Origin of the sequence: Spirillospora sp. NPDC046719, assembly GCF_040645715.1 — a bacterium.
GTDB lineage: Bacteria > Actinomycetota > Actinomycetes > Streptosporangiales > Streptosporangiaceae > Spirillospora.
In genome coordinates, this window is sequence record NZ_JBEYYT010000060.1 from 1 (window position 1) to 19,275 (window position 19,275).

At 73.3% G+C, this 19,275-nt stretch carries 16 protein-coding genes; 12 read left to right on the plus strand and 4 right to left on the minus strand.

All coding sequences use genetic code 11. The features are described from left to right. Positions 1-136: 136 nt before the first annotated feature. A complete protein-coding gene (locus ABZ914_RS13555) occupies positions 137-1,663 on the minus strand; it encodes an FAD-dependent oxidoreductase (protein WP_500193243.1) in 1,527 nt (508 codons plus the stop codon). 161 nt (positions 1,664-1,824) lie between these two features. On the opposite strand from ABZ914_RS13555, the gene ABZ914_RS13560 reads away from it, so the two are divergent. The 3 genes from ABZ914_RS13560 (at position 1,825) to ABZ914_RS13570 (ending at position 4,189) form a co-directional block, all read left to right on the plus strand. Then, a complete protein-coding gene (locus ABZ914_RS13560) occupies positions 1,825-2,523 on the plus strand; it encodes a TetR/AcrR family transcriptional regulator (RefSeq protein WP_500193244.1) in 699 nt (232 codons plus the stop codon). Between the two features lie 61 nt (positions 2,524-2,584). Continuing rightward, positions 2,585-3,331, plus strand: coding sequence for an SDR family NAD(P)-dependent oxidoreductase (locus tag ABZ914_RS13565; protein ID WP_500193245.1), 747 nt, complete (start codon positions 2,585-2,587; stop codon positions 3,329-3,331). An 81-nt stretch (positions 3,332-3,412) separates the two neighbouring features. After that, the gene (locus ABZ914_RS13570) at positions 3,413-4,189 is read left to right on the plus strand and encodes an SDR family oxidoreductase (RefSeq protein WP_500193246.1); all 777 of its coding nucleotides are present in this window, start codon (positions 3,413-3,415) and stop codon (positions 4,187-4,189) included. A 108-nt stretch (positions 4,190-4,297) separates the two neighbouring features. Here the strand turns inward: ABZ914_RS13570 and ABZ914_RS13575 are convergent, their stop codons facing one another. Beyond that, on the minus strand, positions 4,298-5,218 hold the full coding sequence (locus tag ABZ914_RS13575; protein ID WP_500193247.1) for an SDR family NAD(P)-dependent oxidoreductase: 921 nt from the start codon (positions 5,216-5,218) through the stop codon (positions 4,298-4,300). 303 nt (positions 5,219-5,521) lie between these two features. Here ABZ914_RS13575 and ABZ914_RS13580 point away from each other — a divergent pair, with 303 nt between their 5' ends. Genes ABZ914_RS13580 through ABZ914_RS13590 form a run of 3 tightly spaced genes read left to right on the plus strand, consistent with a single transcriptional unit; the run spans position 5,522 to position 9,498 of the window. Further along, positions 5,522-6,682 (plus strand): steroid 3-ketoacyl-CoA thiolase, encoded by a 1,161-nt coding sequence (locus ABZ914_RS13580; RefSeq protein WP_500193248.1) that lies wholly within the window; start codon positions 5,522-5,524, stop codon positions 6,680-6,682. Positions 6,683-6,694: 12 nt separating this feature from the next. Continuing rightward, on the plus strand, positions 6,695-8,887 hold the full coding sequence (locus tag ABZ914_RS13585) for an acyl-CoA dehydrogenase family protein (RefSeq protein WP_500193249.1): 2,193 nt from the start codon (positions 6,695-6,697) through the stop codon (positions 8,885-8,887). After that, a complete protein-coding gene (locus ABZ914_RS13590; RefSeq protein WP_500193250.1) occupies positions 8,887-9,498 on the plus strand; it encodes a PaaI family thioesterase in 612 nt (203 codons plus the stop codon). The genes ABZ914_RS13585 and ABZ914_RS13590 overlap by 1 nt, the downstream gene beginning before the upstream one ends. Positions 9,499-9,587: 89 nt before the next feature. Here ABZ914_RS13590 and ABZ914_RS13595 read toward each other — a convergent pair whose 3' ends face one another. Together ABZ914_RS13595 and casG are read right to left on the minus strand one after the other, a co-directional pair. Beyond that, positions 9,588-10,862 carry a M48 family metallopeptidase gene (locus tag ABZ914_RS13595; RefSeq protein WP_500193251.1) on the minus strand — a complete coding sequence of 425 codons (1,275 nt, stop codon included), beginning with the start codon at positions 10,860-10,862 and terminating at the stop codon, positions 9,588-9,590. Positions 10,863-10,917: 55 nt separating this feature from the next. Continuing rightward, positions 10,918-12,546, minus strand: a complete 1,629-nt coding sequence (casG, locus tag ABZ914_RS13600) for a steroid-24-oyl-CoA synthetase (protein ID WP_500193252.1) — start codon at positions 12,544-12,546, stop codon at positions 10,918-10,920. A gap of 189 nt (positions 12,547-12,735) precedes the next feature. Here casG and ABZ914_RS13605 point away from each other — a divergent pair, with 189 nt between their 5' ends. The 6 genes from ABZ914_RS13605 (at position 12,736) to ABZ914_RS13630 (ending at position 19,168) form a co-directional block, all read left to right on the plus strand. After that, positions 12,736-13,497, plus strand: a complete 762-nt coding sequence (locus ABZ914_RS13605) for an SDR family NAD(P)-dependent oxidoreductase (protein WP_387022644.1) — start codon at positions 12,736-12,738, stop codon at positions 13,495-13,497. A 160-nt stretch (positions 13,498-13,657) separates the two neighbouring features. Next, entirely contained in the window at positions 13,658-15,079 is a 1,422-nt protein-coding gene (locus ABZ914_RS13610; RefSeq protein ID WP_500193253.1) for an ABC transporter substrate-binding protein, read from the plus strand. Between the two features lie 34 nt (positions 15,080-15,113). Then, on the plus strand, positions 15,114-17,363 hold the full coding sequence (locus tag ABZ914_RS13615; protein ID WP_500193254.1) for a branched-chain amino acid ABC transporter permease: 2,250 nt from the start codon (positions 15,114-15,116) through the stop codon (positions 17,361-17,363). Continuing rightward, positions 17,350-18,087, plus strand: coding sequence for an ABC transporter ATP-binding protein (locus tag ABZ914_RS13620; protein WP_500193255.1), 738 nt, complete (start codon positions 17,350-17,352; stop codon positions 18,085-18,087). Before ABZ914_RS13615 ends, ABZ914_RS13620 begins: the two co-directional genes overlap by 14 nt. After that, positions 18,084-18,815, plus strand: coding sequence for an ABC transporter ATP-binding protein (locus ABZ914_RS13625; RefSeq protein WP_500193256.1), 732 nt, complete (start codon positions 18,084-18,086; stop codon positions 18,813-18,815). The genes ABZ914_RS13620 and ABZ914_RS13625 overlap by 4 nt, the downstream gene beginning before the upstream one ends. 2 nt (positions 18,816-18,817) lie before the next feature. Then, the gene (locus ABZ914_RS13630; protein WP_500193257.1) at positions 18,818-19,168 is read left to right on the plus strand and encodes a hypothetical protein; all 351 of its coding nucleotides are present in this window, start codon (positions 18,818-18,820) and stop codon (positions 19,166-19,168) included. Positions 19,169-19,275 lie beyond the last annotated feature (107 nt).

A 19,275-nucleotide genomic window follows, 5' to 3' on the forward strand; every position in this document is an offset into this window, starting at 1 on the left:
AATCATACTCCCACCACCCAGATCTACACATTTTTTGGCACACTCTTTCCCACCACGACGCTCTACCGATCTGGGGCGAGGCCCGCCGCGGCCACGGCGGCGGCCGCGATCGCGGCCGCGCGCCCTCTGGCGGAAGTCACGTGCGGTTCCTCCTCATGTCCTGGACGGCGCGGTAGGCGAAGGCCATCGCCGATCCGATCGGGATCCCCGGCCCCGGGTAGACGGGGCCGGTGAACGATGCGCTGGTGTTGCCCGCGGCGTAGAGGCCGGGGATGGGGCGGTCGGAGCCGTCGAGGACGCGGCCGTCCGGGGCGGTGCGCAGCCCGCCCTTCGTCCCGAGGTCGCTGAGCACGATCTCCGCGGCGTAGTACGGCGGCTCGTCGACCGGGACGAGACCGGGCTTCCCGCCCGTGAAGAACAGGTCGTAGGGGTCCTCGCCGCGGTGGAAGTCCTCGTCCACGCCCTTCGCGGCGAGGCCGTTGAAGCGTTCCACGGTGGCGGTGAGGGCGTCGGCGGGCAGGCCGGTCTTCGCGGCGAGGCCGGCGAGCGAACCCGCCTCGACCCACCTGCCCGACGCCACCTGCTCCTCCGCCGCCACCGGCGGGACGGAGATCGCCGGCAGGCCCTTCGAGCGGGCGTCGAAGATCAGGTGGAAGGGGCCCTCGGCGGCCGCGAGCCGCCGCCCCATCTGGTCGTACGGCAGCGACTCGTTGGCGAACCGGCGGCCCGAGCCGTCCACGATGAGCCCGCCGCGGAAGCCGAGCGTGAAGGCGGGCAGGCCGTCCGGCGTCAGCACGCCGGGGCAGAACCACGCCTGGTCGAGCAGGCCGGTGGACGCGCCCGCCTCCACGGCCGCGGTGATCGCGTCGCCGGTGTTGGCGCCGTCCGGGGCCATCGTCCAGCCGGCGCCGCCGGGGACGCCGCGCTCGCCGCGCAGCGCCGCCGACGACTCGAAGCCCCCGGCCGCGAGCAGCACGCCGCGCCGGGCGCGGAACCGGCGCGGGCCGTCCGCCGTCGCCGCGAGGACGCCGGTGACCCGGCCGTCCTGCGTGATCAGGCCCGTCAGCGCGGTACCGGTGCGGACGTCGCCGTTGCCCGTCGCGGTGATCGCCAGCAGCAGCCGGCCGATCAGCGCCCGGCCCTGCACCAGCGGCTTGGACGCCGAGTGCCCGCGGCCCGCCCGGTCCCGGTCGACCGGCGGCCGGACGAGCCCGGCGAGGTCGCCGAGCCGCTCGGCGGGCAGCGGCAGCGGGACGAACGAGCGCCCCATGGCCATCCGGCCGGGCGCGTCGAAGTAGTCGGGGAACGGCTGGAACTCGAACTCGATCGCCGGGTCGCGCTCCAGGAAGTCCACCAGCTCGGGCGCGGTCTCCAGGAACGCCTCCCGGTGCGCGGCGGTGCCGTCGCCGATCAGCGCCCGCAGGTAGGTGCGCGCCGACTCGGCCGAGTCGCCGATCCCGGCCCGCTCCTGCACCTTCGTCCCGGGCAGCCAGATCGCCGACCCCGAGTACGCGGACGTCCCGCCGAGCACCCGCGTCTTCTCCAGGACCGCCGTCCGCAGCCCGCCGGACGCCGCCGCGAGCGCCCCCGCCATCGCGCCGGCCCCCGAACCGGCCACCACGACGTCGTATTCGTCGTCCCACGATTCCCCGGCGTTTCCCACGTGACGTCCCCTTCGAGCCTCGGGTGCTGGCGCGGCCACAACGTAAGCGGGGCCGCGGCGCGCGAGGCCGCCCGGTCCCACTGACCGGTATCGACGATCGCGGGACGTGCCGGGACTCCGGATATTGTTCCTTGTCAGCACCGGAAAGGACGTGGAGGATCGTGGCGAGGATCGCGTCGGCGCGGCTGTCCGCCGAGCCGAGCTCACCCGAGCAGCACGACCGCCGCCAGCGCATACTCCGCGCGGCGGCGCGCATCGGCGCGGAGAAGTCCCTCGAGCGCGTCCAGATGCACGAGGTCGCGAAGGCCGCCGGGGTGGCGATCGGCACCCTGTACCGGTACTTCCCGTCGAAGGTGCACCTGTTCACCGGCGTGATGGCGGCGCAGGTCGACCGGCTCCGCGACCAGGTCACCGAGCCCACCCCCGGCACCGCCCCCGAGGAGGCGGTCGCCGACATGCTGGTGCAGGCCAGCCGGTACCTGATGGCGCAGCCGGTGCTGTCGGCCTCGATGCTGCACGCGTCCAACACCGCGCACGTCGCGACGGTCGCCGACACCGTCCACATCGACAACACCTTCCGCGAGATCCTGCTGCGCGCCGTGGGCATCGAGGTGCCGACCGCGCAGGACGTCACGCTCGTCCGGCTGCTGATGCAGTGCTGGTACGGCGTGCTCCAGTCGAGCCTGAACGGGCGTTCGTCGATGGCGGACGTCGAGACCGACATCCGGCTCGCCTGCAAGCTGATCCTCGCGCCCCGCTCGAACGCCCCCGGCAACGAGCCCGGGACCATCCCCGGAAGCGCCTCCCGGAACGCCTCCGGGGACGCCCCCGGGGACGCCCCCGGGGACGCCCCCGAGTAGACGCTCCCGTTCATCGGGATCGTCCCGGCGGGGCGTGCCGGGCCGCGGTTAGCGTTCCGGCATGAATCGCTATGACGGCGTGAAAGTGCTGCTCACCGGGGCCGGGTCGGGCATCGGGCGGGCCACCGCGCACCGGCTCGCCGCCGAGGGCGCCGCGGTCTTCGCCGTGGACCTGTCCGAGGACGGGCTCGCCGGGACCGCCGCCGGAGCCCCCGGCCCCGGCACGGTCGCCACGCGCGTCGCCGACGTCGCCGACGAGCCCGCCGTGATCGCGGCGGTCGCGGCCGCGGCGGAGACGCTCGGCGGCATCGACGTGCTGGTCAACGTCGCGGGCGTGCACAGGACCACCCCGATCGAGACGCTGTCGGTCGCGGACCTGACGTGGATCTTCAACGTCAACCTCGTCGGCACCGCGCTGTTCTGCCGCGAGGCCCTCAAGCACCTCCCGGACGGCACCGGGGTCATCATCAACACCTCGTCGCTGTCGGCCACGCAGGGCAACCCGTACATGACGGCCTACTCGGCGTCCAAGGGCGCCGTGCTGGCGTTCTCGCTGAGCCTCGCGGCCGAGCTGACCGCGCGCCGCATCCGCGTGGTGCCGATCTCACCCGGCACCGTGGACACCCCGCTGACCAGGGCGGACATGTTTCCCAAGGGGATCGACCTCAGCTACTTCACGCGGATCGTGTCGCCGTTCGGGGTCGCCGACCCCGAGCAGATCGCGTCCGTCATCGCGTTCGCCGGGTCGCCGGACGCCGCCTACCTGACCGGCGCCGAGCTGCGCGTCGACGGAGGCTCGCACCTCTAGCCCTCCGGGACGCCGTCCGGCGGCCCACCGGCACGTCCGGACCCGTCCGGACCCGTCCGGGACATCGAAAGGAAGTCGTACATGGGACGCGTCATCGCCGTGAGCGGGTCGGCCTCCGGCATCGGGAAGACGCTGGTGGAGCTGCTCGCGAAGCAGGGCGACGAGGTCATCGGGGTCGATCTGCGCGACGCCGAGGTGTGCGCCGACCTGAGCACCGCCGAGGGCCGGATCCAGGCCGTCGCCGAGGTGCTGGAACGCTCCGGCGGCACGCTCGACGGCGCCGTCGCCTGCGCCGGGGTGACCGGGCCGACGCCGCTGACCGTCCAGGTCAACTACTTCGGCGCGGTCGCGCTGCTGGACGGCCTGCGCCCGGCGCTCGCCGGGGCGCGGGCGCCGCGCGCCGCCGTGGTCGGCTCGATCTCCGGGACGCAGCCGGTGGACGACGCGGTGCTGCGCGCGTGCCTGGAGGGCGACGAGCCCGCCGCGCTCGCGGCGGCGGACCGGGTGCTGGCGGCGGAGCAGGGCAACCGGCTCTACCCGTCGTCGAAGTCGGCGCTCGCGCAGTGGCTGCGGCGCGTGTCGGTCGCCCCCGAGTGGGCGGGCGCCGGCATCCCGCTGAACGCGGTCGCGCCCGGCGTCGTCCGGACGCCGATGAGCGCGCCGCTGTTCGAGGACGAGCGGATGTTCAAGATCATGAACGAGGCGGTGCCGATGCCGCTGAACGGGTACGCGGACCCCATCGTGATCGCCGAGGCGCTCGCCTGGCTGGTGTCGCCCGCGAACTCGCACATGGCGGGCCAGGTGATCTACGTCGACGGGGGCGCCGAGGCCACCCTCCGGGGCCCGGCCGTCTTCTGACCTGTACCTCTTCCGACCTGTACCGTCTTCTGAGCTGTACGGTCGTGTCACCGGAAGACGCCGAAGGCCGCCCCTCCGCGCCGGGGGCGGCCTTCGGACATGCCGAGATCAGCGGGCGTTGGTGCCGGTGGTGTCCAGCGCGGCCACGCTGTAGGCGGCGTACGTCCGGCGGGCGTCGCGGTCCGCGAAGTACGGCGTGATCTGCTCGCCGAACTCCTCGACGGAGAACACGCCGTCCGCCGCGGTGAACTTCTGCTCGACGACGGGCGCCGCCATCAGCGCGACCATGTCGCCGTACACGATGAAGACCTGGCCGCTGATCTTCTCCGCGGCGGGCGAGGCGAGGTAGCCGACGAACGTGCCGACGCGCTCGGGGGCCATCGCGTCCAGGCCCCCGGGGGAGGTGCCCTCGCCGAACGTCGCCTCGGTCATGGAGGTGCGGGCGCGCGGGCAGATCGCGTTGGCGCGGACCCCGTACCGGGCGAGCCCGGCGGACGTGGACAGCGTGAGCGCGACGATGCCGGCCTTGGCGGCGGAGTAGTTCGGCTGGCCCGGCGACCCGAACAGGAACGCCTCGGACGCGGTGTTGACCACGCGGCCGTAGACCGGCCCGCCGGCGGCCTTGCTCGCCGCCCGCCAGTGCACCGCCGCGGCGCGCGACACCGACGCGTGCCCCTTCAGGTGGACGTGGATCACGTCGTCCCAGTCCGACTCGGAGAGGTTGAACAGCATCTTGTCGCGCAGCACGCCGGCGTTGTTGACCAGCACGTCCAGCGAGCCGTAGGTGTCGACGGCGGCGGAGACGAGGGTGTCGCCCATGGACCAGTCGCCGACGTCCCCGGTGACCGCGATCGCGCTGCCGCCCGCCCCGGTGATCTCGGCGACGACCTTCTCGGCGGCCGGCCCCATGTCGTTGACGACGACGTTGGCGCCCTGCGCGGCCAGCGCGAGGGCCTCGGCGCGGCCGAGCCCGGCGCCCGCGCCGGTGACGATGGCGGTGCGGCCCGCCAGGGAGAGGTCAGCGTTCATCAATGCTCCCGGTATGTCCGTGCGTGTCGGCCGGACCGGAGACTAGTACGTATTCTAGTTGGCCCGCGGCGACCGTCCCGCTGAGCGGGCCCGATACACCCGCTTGGTCAGCACGGACCGGTGAGTGGGACCGCGTTTGCCAGTATCGAGAACGAATTCTAGTCTCGCCGCCATGAAGGCCGACGACCGCTGCGCCGAGCGCGTCCTCACCGACCCCGCTCGTTGAGCCGCGGCGAGCCGTCGCCATCGAGCGCCTCCCGACGGCGCCTCGCCGCTGGTCGGCGAAGAGAGAAGGAGATCCCCATGGCCGAGGCCGTGATCGTCGACGCCGTCCGCACGCCGGTCGGCAAGCGCTACGGCGCGCTGTCCGGGCTGCACCCGGCGCAGCTGCTCGGGCTGACGCAGAAGGGGCTGCTGGAGCACGCGGGCGTCGACCCCGCCGCGATCGGGCAGGTCGTCGGCGGCTGCGTCACCCAGGTCGGCGAGCAGTCCAACAACGTCACCCGCAACGCCTGGCTGTACGCGGGCCTGCCGTACCAGACGGCCTGTACCACGATCGACTGCGCGTGCGGGTCGTCGCAGCAGGCGGTGCACCTGATCGCGGGGCTGATCGCGTCCGGCGCCATCGACGCCGGCATCGGCTGCGGCGTCGAGGCGATGAGCCGGGTGTTCCTCGGGCAGGCGCTCGCCCCCGGCACCGGCAGCCCGGCGCCCGACGGCTGGGAGATCGACTACCCCGACCAGTTCACCGCCGCCGAGCGGATCGCGGAGAAGCGCGGCATCACCCGCGCGGACGCCGACGCGCTCGGCGTCGCGTCGCAGGCCAAGGCGCGGCGCGCGTGGGACGAGGACCGGTTCGCCGGGCAGATCGTCGAGATCGAGGCGCCCGTCATGACCAGGGAGGGCCCGACCGGCGAGACCGCCGTCGTGTCCCGCGACCAGGGCCTGCGCGACACCACCGCCGAGGCGCTCGCCGGGCTGAAGCCGGTCGTCCCCGGCGGCGTCCACACCGCCGGCAACTCCTCGCAGATCAGCGACGGCGCCGCCGCGGTGCTGCTGATGTCCGCCGAGAAGGCCGCCGCGCTCGGGCTGCGGCCGCGCGCCCGGATCGTCGCGTCCGGCATGGTCGGCTCCGACCCGTACTACCACCTGGACGGCCCCGTCGAGGCGACCTCGCACGTGCTGGACCGCGCCGGGATGGCGCTCTCCGACATCGACCTCGTCGAGATCAACGAGGCGTTCGCGTCGGTCGTGCTGTCGTGGGCGTCGGTGCACGAGCCCGACATGGACCGGGTCAACGTCAACGGCGGCGCCATCGCCCTCGGCCACGCGGTCGGCTCCACCGGCGCCCGCCTGATCACCCAGGCCGTGAACGAGCTGGAGCGGGCGGACAAGTCCACCGCGCTCGTCACGATGTGCGCCGGCGGCGCGCACTCCACGGCCACCATCATCGAACGGATCTGAGGACTCACACCTATGACCATCGGGCTGACCGAGGAGCACCGCGACCTGCGCGACGCGGTGCGGGCCTTCACGTCCCGGCAGGTGACGCAGGCGGCCGTCCGCGCCGCCGTCGACGCCGGGACGGAGCAGGCGCCGGCGTTCTGGGACGATCTCGCCGGGCAGGGCCTGCTCGGCCTGCACCTGCCGGAGGACGCGGGCGGCGCCGGGTACGGGCTGGTCGAGCTGGCCGTCGTGGCGGAGGAGCTCGGCCGGGCGATGACGCCTGGACCGTTCCTGCCCACCGTCCTCGCGAGCGCGGTGCTGCACCGGGCCGGGCACGCCGCGCACCTGCCCGGGCTGGCGTCGGGCACGACGCTCGGCGCGGTCGGGCTGGACGCGGGCGGCGTGACGCTGTCGCGCACCGGCGGCGCCATCGCGCTGACCGGCGTCTCGGCGCCGGTGCTCGGCGGGCAACTCGCCGACGTGCTCGTCCTGCCCGCCGCCGACGGCGACGCGACGGCGTGGGTCGTCCTGCCGCGCGACGCCGTCACCGTGGAGGCGCTCCCGAGCCACGACCTCACCCGCCGCCTGGCCAGGATCAGGTTGGAGAACACGACCGTCCCCGCGGAGTCGGTTGTGGATCTGGACTCGCAGGACGTGCGGGACCTCGCCGCGACGCTGTTCGCCGCCGAGTCGTCCGGCCTCGCCGACTGGGCGACCACCACCGCCGCCGAGTACGCCAAGGTCCGCGAGCAGTTCGGCCGCCCCATCGGCCAGTTCCAGGGCGTCAAGCACCGCTGCGCCCGGATGCTCGCCCACGCCGAGCAGGCCCGCGCCTGCGCCTGGGACGCCGCCCGCGCCCAGGACGACCCCGCCGCGAAGCCCGGCGAGGCGTCCCTCGCCGCCGCCGTCGCCGGGGCCACCAGCGTCCAGGCCGCGTTCCAGACCGCCAAGGACTGCATCCAGACCCTCGGCGGCATCGGCTTCACCTGGGAGCACGACGCGAGCCTCTACCTGCGCCGCACCCAGACCCTGCGCGTCCTGCTCGGCTCCACCGCCTCCTGGCGGCGCCGCGTCGCGTCCCTCACCCTCGCCGGCGTCCGCCGCGAGCTCGGCATCGACCTCCCCGAGGAGGCCGAGGCGATCCGCGCGGAGATCCGCGCCGAACTCGCACCCGCCAAGGCCCTCACCGGCGCGGAGCGCACCCGCTACCTCGCCGACCGCGGCTACACCGCCCCGCACCTCCCCGCCCCCTGGGGCAAGGGCGCCGACGCCGTCACCCAGCTCGTCATCTCCGAGGAGATGCGCGCCGCGGACCTGCGCGCCCACGACATGATCATCGGCAACTGGGTCGTCCCGACGCTGATCGCGCACGGCTCGCCCGCCCAGCACGAGCGGTTCCTGCCCGCCTCGCTGCGCGGCGACGTCCGCTGGTGCCAGCTGTTCTCCGAACCCGGCGCCGGCTCCGACCTCGCCGCCCTGTCCACCCGCGCCGAGAAGGTCGACGGCGGCTGGCGGATCACCGGGCAGAAGGTCTGGACGTCCATGGCCCGCCAGGCCGACTGGGGCATCCTGCTCGCCCGCACCGACCCGTCCGTCCCCAAGCACAAGGGCCTGTCCTACTTCCTGCTCGACATGAGGTCGCCGGGCATCGACATCCGCCCGCTGCGCGAGCTCACCGGCGACGAGCTGTTCAACGAGGTCTTCCTCGACGGCGTCTTCGTCCCCGACGACCTGCTGGTTGCCCGGCCCGGCGACGGCTGGCGGCTCGCCCGCACCACCCTCGCCAACGAGCGCGTCTCGCTGTCGAACGACTCCTCGCTCGGCAGCGGCGGCGAGGCCCTCCTCGAACTCGCCGCCGAGGGCGCCGACGACGAGCGCCTCACCACCCTCGGCGGCATCCTCTGCGACGCCCAGTCCAGCAGCCTGTTCGGCCTGCGCACCACGCTGCGCTCGCTCGCCGGCGGCCAGCCCGGCGCCGAGTCCAGCATCGGCAAGCTGATCGGCGTCGAGCACATCCAGCAGGTGTGGGAGACCGCCGTCGACTGGATCGGCGCGGACGCGCTGACCGGCGAGGGCGCCGGCGGCATGCAGGACCCGACGTGGATGTTCCTCAACTCCCGCAACATGTCGATCGCGGGCGGCACCACCGACGTCCAGCTCAACATCATCGGGGAACGGCTCCTCGGCCTGCCCCGCGACCCGCAGCCCGCCGGGAGGGCCTGATGCCGATGGACCTGCAGGCCGAACGCGGCGCGTGCGGCGTGGACGGCGCCGCCGCCGCGGCCCGCCGGGTGATCGGCGCGCTCGTCCGGGCCGGCGACATCTCCGGCGCCGACATGGCCGACATCGCCGACCGGCTCAACGCCGTCGCCGACGACCTGGAGGCGCAGGCCCCGCCGCTGCGCGACCGCCTGGTGAACATGTGGCGCGGCGACGGCAACACCCGCCACGACCCGGCGACCGGCCCGGAGAACCCGATCGCCCCGCCGCTCGCCTACGTGGGCCGCCCGGACGGCTCCATCGAGAGCACCGTCACGCTGGACCTGCCCTACCAGGGCCCGCCGTCCAGCGTCCACGGCGGCGTCTCCGCCCTCCTGCTCGACCACACCCTCGGCGTCGCGAACGGCTGGGCGGGCACGTCCGGCATGACGGCGGAGCTGACCCTCCGCTACCACCACCTGACGCCGCTGTTCGAGCCCCTGACGGTCACCGCCCGCCAGGTCTCCGTCGACGGCCGCAAAATCCGCACCACCGGCGCCATCAGCGCGAACGGCCGCACCTGCGTCACCGCCGAGGGCCTCTTCATAGCCAAACACCCACCCCGCCCCCGCTGACCCTTGTGCGGTGGGGCGCCGATTCTCGCCCCAGATCACGTAGATGCGTTCTACGGAGGATGCGGCTACGGCCGATCGCGCGTCCCGGATCAGTGGCGGTAGAGCCGCTCCCGGGCGTCGTCGCGGAGGCGGCGGGCGATCGTGCCGTACTCGGCGGCGAGTTCGGCGCGGATGCGCTCCTCCTCACCGGGCTCCATGGCGACCGCCGGTTCGGCGGCCGGACGGCCGCGCAGCACCGCCATGCGCAGATGCGTGGGCGGGTGGCTCTCGTCCACGCGCAGGGCCCGGTGCGCGGCGGTGCGGCGGCGGCGTTCGCGCTCGGACTCGGGGACGGCGGCGAGCGCGTCGCGGTAGGCATCCCAGTAGTCCGTCTTGCGGTCGTTGAGCATGTGCTGCTGGACGGTCGTGGCGTGCGTGTCCTCCGCGACCAGGAGCGTGCCGAGCATGTCGGCGGTGGCTGCCGGTGAGGCGATCCGGGCGGCGAGGTCGTCGGCGAGGTACTCGGCGCGCTGCCCGGCGCGGAGGGTGAGCGCTTGCTGGAGGACGAACACGGCGGCGACCAAGCCGCTTGCCACCCGCTGGATCGTCCGCACCGCGAGGTCGATGAAGTAATTCTGCCTGTGGTCCCTAGGGCCCGGCCGGAGGAGGCCGTGCAGGCGGCCCAGCGTGGACAGGGACGTGCCGACGATCACCCCGTGCCTGGCGTCGCCGTTCACGCCGTGCGCCAGTTCGTGGCCCAGCAGCGCGACCTTCTGCTCGGGCGGCATCGCCTCCCACAGCGGGAGTCCGAGGACCAGGACGCGGCGCCGGCGCAGCCCGAGCGCGACATAGCCGGCGTTGTACGCCTCGGATGGGACGACGGCGTCGATCGGCCGCGCCCCCAGATCGGCCGCCACCCGGTCGAGCAGGCCGAACAAGGCGGGCGCGTCGGCGCGGCGGCGGACGTCCGGTGTCTTGCGCAAGCTGCCGAAGCGCGGCCGGATCGCCCAGGCGATCAGCGCGGCCACGATCGCCAGGACGACCGTCACGATGTTCGGGATCAGGACGATCAGGCAGATGGCGGTGGCGGCGAGGGCGACGGCCAGCGCGTGCACGCAGAGCGCGACCCCGTAGGAGGCGACCCGCGCGGCGTCCCATCCCGGGCGGTGCGCGGAGGAGCCCGCCACCTCCTCGTACAGCGACTCGACCATCCGCGCCGACCTCTGGTCGAGGCGCGCGCGGAGAAGGCCGGGCCGCGGGGCCGGGCTGGCGGGCGCCGTGATCACGCCCCATCCGCAGGCCGCGCACCAGGCCGGAAAGCCCGCGACCGGCGTCAGCGGGTCGGCACAGTCCGGGCACTGGTCGGGCGTGATCACTCCGGTCATGGCCGAGGATCCTAAAGCGATCTTCGGGGTGGTGGCCGGTTCGTCCGGTAACGAATCAGTCGAGGCTTTTCTCGACCTGGCGGCGGATGACCTTGCCGGTGGCGTTGCGGGGCAGGGGCGAGGTCGTGATCTTCCAGCGGGACGGGACCTTGAAGTAGGCGAGGCGCTCGCGGGCGAACGCGGTCAGGTCCGCCTCGGAGGCGGGGTCGGCGCCGAAGACGACGACGGCGAGGACCTCCTGGCCGAGGTCGGGGTGCGGGACGCCGAGCACGATGCACTCGCGGACGCCCGGGTACTCGGCGAGGGCGTTCTCGATCTCGGCCGGGTAGACGTTCTCGCCGCCGCGGATGATCAGGTCGGAGCGGCGGGCGGTGAGGCGGAGGCGGCCCTGCTCGACCATGCCGATGTCGCCGGTGCGCAGCCAGCGGTCGGGGCCGATGGCGCGGGCGGTGGCCTCCTCGTCGCGCCAGTAGCCGAGCATGTTGTAGGCGCTGCGGACGCAGACCTCGCCCTCCTCGCCCTCCGGCAGCGGCTTGCCGTCGGGGTCGCGGATCTCCAGCGCGACGCCCGCGACGGGGCGGCCGAGCGTGCCCGGCGCCTCGGCCAGGTCCATCGGGGACGCGACGGCGACGCCCGTGCACGTCTCGGTGAGCCCGTAGCTGTCGACGAGGGCGTTCGCGGCCGGCGGGAACGCGGCGCGCAGCTTCTCCTTGAACGCCGGGGAGGACGGCGCGGACGCCAGCGCGAACCCGGTGAGCGAGGACGTGTCGTACCGGGACAGGTCGCCGTGCTCGATCATCCGGTTCGCCATCGTGGGCACGGCGCCCCAGTTCGTGACGCGCTCCTTCTCGATCAGCCGCAGGACCTTGTCGACGTCGAACGCGCCCTCGTGCATGACCACGGCGGTGCCGGTGGCGAGCCGGGGGACGGCGAGGTTGTGCAGGCTGGCGATGTGGAACAGCGGCAGCGCGAGCAGGTAGCGCCGGGACGCGGGGTCGGAGGGGTCGCCGAAGGCCCGCAGCAGCGCGTCGTTCAGCCGGTGGTACTCGATCACCGAGGTCAGGTTGCGGTGCGAGTGCACCGCCCCCTTCGGGCGGCCTGACGTGCCGCTGGTGTAGAGGATGACCGCCGGGTCGTCCTCGGCGGCGTCCGGGACGTCCAGGGCGGCGGACGGGTACCGGGTCGCGAGCGCCGGGACGTCCTCCTCGACCGTGAGGACGCGGGTGCCGGCGGGCAACTGGGCGGCGCGCTTGGCGTCCGCGACGACGAGCACCGGCTCGGTGTGGCCGAGGGCGTACTCGATCTCGCGGGGCGCCCACCAGGCGTTGTACCCGACGGGTATGGCGCCCGCGGCGATCGCCCCCCAGAACGCGACGATCCATTCGGGGGTGTTGGCGGCGTCGATGGCGACGCGGTCGCCGGGCCGCACGCCGTGCTCCTCGCGCAGCGCCTTCGCCAGCGACGCGGCCTGCGCGGCGTGCTCGGCGAAGCTCAGCCGGCGGGTCGCGGTGACGATGTAGTCGCGGTCGCCGTACCCGGCGGAGCGGGCGAGCACCTCGCCCAGGCTCCGGGCCCGCCCGGCGAACACCGGGAGGCGGGCGCCGAGGACGTCCTCCTCGCGCAGTTCGAACTCGCCGCCGGGCCCCGTCAGCCGCTGCATGATCTCCATCGCCGTCGTGGGCATGTGGCCTCCTCCTCGCGTGGCCGAAGGCTCTCACCTCGGCCGCGGGATCCAGCGGCCCTTTCCGCTGAGCGAGACCGAGCCGCAGGGTACCCGCCCGACTTGGAGCGTTCCCGGTCAGCGGGACTGCGACGAACGCGTGGGCCGCGTCACATCACCATGACCGCACCAGGACGGATGCAGGGGGATGACATGGGAAGCCTCGACGGGAAGGTCGCGATCGTCACCGGTGCGGGCCAGGGCGTCGGCCAGGGGATCGCGCTGGCGCTGGCGTCCGAGGGCGCGGCGATCGCCGTGCTCGGCCGGACGCCGGCGAAGCTGGAGACGACGTGCGGCCTCGTCCGGGAGCGGGGCGCGGAGGCCGAGCCGTTCGCCTGCGACGTGGCGGACACCGAAGCGATCCCGGGCGTGGTGGACGCGGTCGCCGCCCGGTTCGGGGGCGTCGACGTCCTCGTCAACAACGCCTACTCGGGCGCCTACGGGCCGCTGCTGACGATGAGCGACGCCAAGTTCCAGAAGGGCTTCATGACCGGCCCGTTCGCGGCGTTCGCGTTCATGAGGGCGTGCCACCCGCACATGAAGGCGCGGGGCGGCGGCAGCATCGTCAACCTCGTCACGTCCGCGATGGTCCGCTGGGACCCGGCGACGTACGGCGCGTACGCGGCGGCCAAGCAGGCGCTGCGGTCGCTGACCCGGACGGCCGCCGCCGAGTGGGGCCCGGACGGGATCCGCGCCAACTCCATCGCGCCGCACGCCCTCTCACCCGGGCTGAAGCAGTGGGCGGAGGCGAACCCGGAGGCCGCGGAGGAGTTCCGCAAGACCATCCCGCTCGGCTACATCGGCGACTGCGAGGCCGACATCGGCAACGCCGTCGTCGCCCTCGTCCAGCCCGCCATGCGCTACCTGACCGGCGCCACCGTCCCGCTGGACGGCGGCCAGGCCTACTTCGGCTGACCACTTCGAACCACTTCGGCCGACCACTTCGGCCGACCACACCGGCCGACCACTTCGGCCGACCGGGCGCGCCCCGGCCGAGGGCAGAGAGCACGCCCCCCGCCGCACCTCACCCACCCCACCGCCGCTTCGCCGCGGCCGGTGAAAGGAGAACGGCCTAATGAAGGTCGAGAAGATCGGACGCCTCGCAGCGGGCGCCCTCGCGGTGACGCTGCTGGCCTCCTGCGCCAGCTCGCGCTCCGGCACGGACGCGACGTCAGGCGGCGGAGGGACGCGCGACGGCGGCACCACCGGCGCCGCCGCGACCGCCACCTCGTTCGGGACGCTGCCGTCCCCGTGCGGCAAGGGCGACGCGAAGGGCTCCACCGACCAGGGCGTCACCGACAAGGAGATCCGCATCGGGTTCGGCGACGACCGCGGGTTCACCTCCGCGCCGGGCCTGTCCAAGGAGATGGGCGACGCGGTCAGCGCCATGATCGACTGGTGCAACCAGCAGGGCGGCATCAACGGCCGCACGATCAAGGGCGACCAGTACGACGCCGCCTACACCCAGTCCGTGAAGGTGGTGCAGCAGGCCTGCAAGCAGGACTTCATGCTGGTCGGCCAGGGCTTCGCGATGGACGACGCGGCGGAGCAGTACCGGGTCGGCTGCAAGCTGCCGACGGTCGCCGGCTACACCGTCGGCCCGAACGCGGCGATGGGGCCGATGAAGTACGAGGCCGTCCCGTACCCGGTGGACCTGATGAACATCGGGGCGCTGCGGATCGCGGAGAAGCAGTTCCCGGACTTCAAGAGCAGGACGGACGTGCTGCACTCGACGTCGCCCGCCGTGGAGACGGGCTCCGGCAAGGTCGCCGCGGCGATGAACTCCATCGGCGTCAAGCCGATGGACTGCGGCATCAAGCTGAACGACGCCGGTGAGAGCAGCTACATGCCGTTCGCGCAGAAGATCAAGAAGTGCGGCGCGCAGTACCTGTGGACGTCCGACTCCCCGGACCCGGGGCAGTTCAGCCTGCTGGAGACGATCGACCGGGCGGGCGTGAAGCCGACCTACCTGTTCGAGGCGACCTGGTACAGCACGCTCGTCTCGCAGTGGAACAAGGCGGGCGTCGGCAACGACATCAACGTCGGCATGATCTTCCAGCCGTTCGAGAACGCGGCCAAGGTCCCGGCGGTCAAGCAGTACATGGACATCGTCAACGCCCACCACGGCAAGGTCGCGCTGCTCGGCATGCAGGCGACGTCGGCGTTCCTGCTGTGGGCGCAGGCGGCCAAGACCTGCGGGTCGGACCTGACCCGGCAGTGCATGGTGAACGAGCTGGCGAAGGTCCACGAGTGGACGGGCGGCGGGCTGCACGCGCCGACCGACCCGGGCGCCAACAAGCCCGCGTCCTGCGCGCTGATGGTGCGGCTGAACGGGACGAAGTTCGAGCAGGTGTTCCCGAAGAACGTCGGCGAGTTCGAGTGCGGCGGCGACTTCGTGGTGAAGACCGACCCGAAGACCTGGGGCACCGCGCTGAACGGCGACCGCACGTCCACCAAGTTCCTGACCGGCGACGTCATCAAGCCCCGGTCCTCCTGATTCCGCCGGAGGCGCGACATAGGGCGGTGAATCAATGACGACGTTCCTGACGTACACGATCCTCGGCCTGGTGCTCGGCGCGGTGTACTCCATCGCGGCGTCGGGGCTGGTGCTGACCTACAACACCTCGGGCATCTTCAACTTCGCGCACGGCGCCCAGGCCATGTTCGGGACGTTCCTGTACTGGCAGTTCCAGCAGTGGGGCTGGCCGGCGTGGCTGGCGCTGGTCGCGGTGATCGGGGTGGTGGGCCCGGCGATGGGCGCGGCCCTGCACGCCGTGATCATGAAGGGGCTGCGCGGCACCGCGGACGTCACGAAGATCATCGTGACGGTGGCGGTCCTGCTCGGCACCGTGTACCTCGCGCAGTGGGTGTGGGACCCCGACGAGGCCCGCACCGTGGACATGTTCTTCGGCTCCGGCGCGAAGATCACGCTCGGCGGGGTGGAGATCCGCTACCACGAGCTGGTCTGCCTGGTCGCGGCGGTCGCGATCGCCGCCGGCCTGCGGGTGCTGTTCACCCGCACCCGGGCGGGCGTGGTGATGCGCGGCTCGGTCGACGACCCGGACCTGCTGCGGCTGAACGGCCACGACCCGGAACGCGCCGCGATGCTGTCGTGGGCGCTCGGCTCCACCCTCGCGGTGCTCGCCGGGGTGCTGATCGTGCCGATCAGCGGCGGCGCGCTGGACGCCGACCAGCTGACCCTGCTGGTGATCGACGCGTTCGCGGCGGCGATGTTCGGCCGGCTGCGCAGCATCCCCCGCACCTTCGCGGGAGCGATGGTGCTGGGCCTCGCGGCGAACTACGTGCTGGCGTACCTGCCGTCCGCCGGGACGTTCACCGGCAACCTGCGGGTCTCGCTGCCGATGATCATCCTGTTCGTGGTGCTGGTGGTGCTGCCGCAGGACCGGCTGCGCGGCGCCGCCGTCCGGACCCGCGAGCGGTACCGGCCGCCGACCGTCCGCTCGGCGGCGGTGTGGGGCGCCGTCCTGATCGCCGGCGTGTACCTGTACAGCCTGCTGCTGTCGGACTCCGGCGTCACGACGTTCGCGCTCGGCATGACGTTCGCGATCATCGCGCTGTCGCTGACCGTGCTCACCGGCTACGCGGGCGAGCTGAACCTCGCGCCGCTGTCGTTCGGCGCGGTGGCGACGGTCGTGGCGTTCCACGCCGGGGTGCGCGGCAGCGGCCTGGACGCGCGGCTGAACGTGCAGGGGGTGCTGCTCGCCGTGGTGGCGGCGGCGCTGGTCGGCGGGCTCGTCGCGCTGCCCGCGCTGCGGCTGCGGGGTCTCTACCTCGCGCTCGCGACGCTGGCGTTCGGCGAGTTCCTGTCGAACATGGTGCTGCGCGATACGACGGAGCACGAGCTGTTCGGCATGAGGTTCACCCTGTTCCCGGGCGGTTCGCTGGTCGTCCCGCCGCTGAAGATCGGGCCGCTCGACCTGCGGGACGGGACGTCCTCGCTGATGACCGCGACGGTGCTGTTCGCGCTGATCGGCGTCGGGCTCGCCGCGCTGCGGAGCAGCGGGTACGGGCGGCGGCTCGCGGCGATGAAGGACAGCCCGGCCGCGACGGCGATGCTCGGGCAGAACCTGATCCGGCTGAAGCTGAGCGTCTTCATGATCTCCGCGGCGATCGCGGGCCTCGGCGGCGTGCTGATGGCGTCCGCGACCGGGACCGTCGCGCAGGAGAACTTCACCTTCGTCGGCAGCCTCGGCCTGCTGATGCTCGTCGTGGTGGCCGGGATCGGCTACATCAGCGGCGCGCTGTTCGGCGGGCTGATGGCGGGTGTCGGGTCCGCCGTGCTGGTCGCCACGTTCAACGACCTGGCGCTGAGCCACGAGGGCATGGCGAACGTCTACACCGCGCTCGGCCATCTCGTCCTGGTGATGACCGCGCTGGTCGGGATGGGCGTCGGCCGGAACCCGAGCGGGTTCGTGCACGACGTCGCCGACTCCTACCGGAGGCTGCGCGGCGCCAGGCCCGTCCTGTACGGGGGAGGCGCGGCCGGCGCGGCGCTGTACGCCTTGGCGGTCACCGATGTGATCGGCGCCTGGACGTTCGCGATCGCCGCGCTGTGCGTGGTCATGCTGCTGCCGGTCGTCGGACGGATGGTCACGGAGGAGCGCGGCGCCCGCGAGACGCCGCCGGAGCTGGCGGGCCTGGACGAGCCGTACACCGACGAGCTGCGCGCGAAGCTCGACCGGGCGCTCGGGCTGCCGGCCGCGCACCGCCCGGCCCGTCCCGCGCCCGCCCTGAGGGGAGAAGCGAATGCCCCTGCTTGAGACACGCGACATCACCGTGCGGTTCGGCGGCAACACCGCGGTGGACGGCGTCGGGCTCACCATGGACGAAGGGCGGATCACCGGGCTGATCGGCCCGAACGGCGCCGGCAAGACCACGATGTTCAACACCATCACCGGGCTCCAGAAGCCCGCGTCCGGGCAGGTGCTGCTGGACGGCGCCGACATCACCGGGCTGTCCCCGGCCAAGCGCGCGCGGCGCGGCATGGCGCGCACCTTCCAGCGGCTGGAGCTGTTCCTGTCGCTGTCGGTGCGCGACAACGTCCGCGTCGCGGGGGACGTCCTGCGCAGCCGCGGCCGCCGCGGGCGGTTCGACCTGAACGAGGCCACCGACCGGGTCCTCGAACGGACGGGGCTGACCGACATCGCCGACCGCGACGTGTCGGACATCCCGATCGGGCGGGCCCGCGTCGTCGAGGTGGCGCGGGCGCTGATGACCTCGCCGCGCGTCCTGCTGCTCGACGAGCCCGCGTCCGGGCAGACCGAGCGGGAGACCGAGGCGTTCGCGGAGATGCTCACCGGCCTGGCCGGGGAGGGCCTCGCGATCTGCCTGGTCGAGCACGACCTGCCGCTGGTCATGCGGCTGTGCTCGACCATCCACGTGCTGGACTACGGCGAGCTGATCGCGTCCGGCACGCCGCGGGAGGTCCGCGAGTCGCCGAAGGTCGTCGCCGCCTACATCGGCACCGAGGAGGCGGTCTCATGACCGGGACGGAGACCGTGGCGGAGCCCGGGCCGGAGCCGCTGCTGGAGCTGGCCGGCGTCCGCGCCGGGTACGGCGCGATCGAGGTGCTGCACGGCGTCGACCTCGCGCTCAGGCCGGGCTCGCTGCTGGCGCTGCTCGGCCCGAACGGCGGCGGCAAGTCCACCACCATGCGTGTGTGCGCGGGCCTGCACCCGGCGACGGGCGGGGAACTGCGGTTCGCCGGGCGGAAGGTCAACGGCATCTCCGCGCAGGACGCCGCGAAGCTGGGCGTCTGCTCCATCCCGGAGGGCCGGGGCGTGTTCCCGAACCTGACCGTCCGGGAGAACCTGTGGGCCGCCACCGGAACCGGCGCGAAGCTCGACGACCTGGAGGAGAAGGCGTACGGCCGCTTCCCGATCCTCGGGAAGCGGCGGGACCAGCTCGCCGGGTCGATGTCCGGCGGCGAGCAGCAGATGCTCGCGCTGTCGCGGGCGCTCGGCACCGACCCCGCGGTGCTGCTGCTCGACGAGCTGTCCATGGGGCTCGCGCCCATGATCGTGACGCGGATGTACGAGACGGTCGCCGAGCTGGTCGAGGAGGGCCTGTCGGTGCTGGTGGCCGAGCAGTTCGCGCGCGCCGTGCTGCCGATCGCCGACACCGCGGCGCTGATGCTGAACGGGCGGGTCGTGGCGGCCGGCGCGCCCGCCGAGATCGAGGGCCGGATGGCCGGCGACTACCTGGGAGGTTGACGATGCTCACCGAGGAACGACGCGAGAAGTTCAAGGACGACGTGGCCCGGCAGAGGCTGCGGGCCGACGGCCCGCGCTTCGACGGCGCGCTCCGGATCGCCGGCGCGCTCGCGATGGTCGTCGGGGTGGTCGGCGCGTTCGTCGCCTACAACGTCTCGCTCGCGCAGGACGACATGCGCGACGTCGGGTCGCTGCAGACGCTCGCCACCGGCTTCCTGGCGGTGACGGTGCTCGGCGCCGCGCTGTACCTGGCGTCGGCCGTGACCCGCGTCCTGCGGCTGTGGCTGCTGCGGCAGCTGCTGGAGCAGCAGTCCCACACCGACCAGATCACCGCGGCGCTCGAATCGCGCTGAGGCCCGTCGCTCCCAGTCAGCGGGATGTCCGGAACGTCCGGGCATCCCGCTGATTAACGTCGAGGGGCACCCACCCGGGCCCGCGGCGACCCGCAAGACTCACCCAG

Excerpts from the sequence above, each read along its gene's own strand:
- ABZ914_RS13565 (WP_500193245.1), top strand. The coding sequence starts at position 2,585 with ATGAATCGCTATGACGGCGTGAAAGTGCTGCTCACCGGGGCCGGGTCG.
- ABZ914_RS13570 (WP_500193246.1), top strand. The coding sequence starts at position 3,413 with ATGGGACGCGTCATCGCCGTGAGCGGGTCGGCCTCCGGCATCGGGAAG.
- ABZ914_RS13575 (WP_500193247.1), bottom strand. The coding sequence starts at position 5,218 with ATGAACGCTGACCTCTCCCTGGCGGGCCGCACCGCCATCGTCACCGGC.
- ABZ914_RS13580 (WP_500193248.1), top strand. The coding sequence starts at position 5,522 with ATGGCCGAGGCCGTGATCGTCGACGCCGTCCGCACGCCGGTCGGCAAG.
- ABZ914_RS13585 (WP_500193249.1), top strand. The coding sequence starts at position 6,695 with ATGACCATCGGGCTGACCGAGGAGCACCGCGACCTGCGCGACGCGGTG.
- ABZ914_RS13590 (WP_500193250.1), top strand. The coding sequence starts at position 8,887 with ATGCCGATGGACCTGCAGGCCGAACGCGGCGCGTGCGGCGTGGACGGC.
- ABZ914_RS13595 (WP_500193251.1), bottom strand. The coding sequence starts at position 10,862 with ATGACCGGAGTGATCACGCCCGACCAGTGCCCGGACTGTGCCGACCCG.
- casG (WP_500193252.1), bottom strand. The coding sequence starts at position 12,546 with ATGCCCACGACGGCGATGGAGATCATGCAGCGGCTGACGGGGCCCGGC.
- ABZ914_RS13605 (WP_387022644.1), top strand. The coding sequence starts at position 12,736 with ATGGGAAGCCTCGACGGGAAGGTCGCGATCGTCACCGGTGCGGGCCAG.
- ABZ914_RS13610 (WP_500193253.1), top strand. The coding sequence starts at position 13,658 with ATGAAGGTCGAGAAGATCGGACGCCTCGCAGCGGGCGCCCTCGCGGTG.
- ABZ914_RS13615 (WP_500193254.1), top strand. The coding sequence starts at position 15,114 with ATGACGACGTTCCTGACGTACACGATCCTCGGCCTGGTGCTCGGCGCG.
- ABZ914_RS13620 (WP_500193255.1), top strand. The coding sequence starts at position 17,350 with ATGCCCCTGCTTGAGACACGCGACATCACCGTGCGGTTCGGCGGCAAC.
- ABZ914_RS13625 (WP_500193256.1), top strand. The coding sequence starts at position 18,084 with ATGACCGGGACGGAGACCGTGGCGGAGCCCGGGCCGGAGCCGCTGCTG.
- ABZ914_RS13630 (WP_500193257.1), top strand. The coding sequence starts at position 18,818 with ATGCTCACCGAGGAACGACGCGAGAAGTTCAAGGACGACGTGGCCCGG.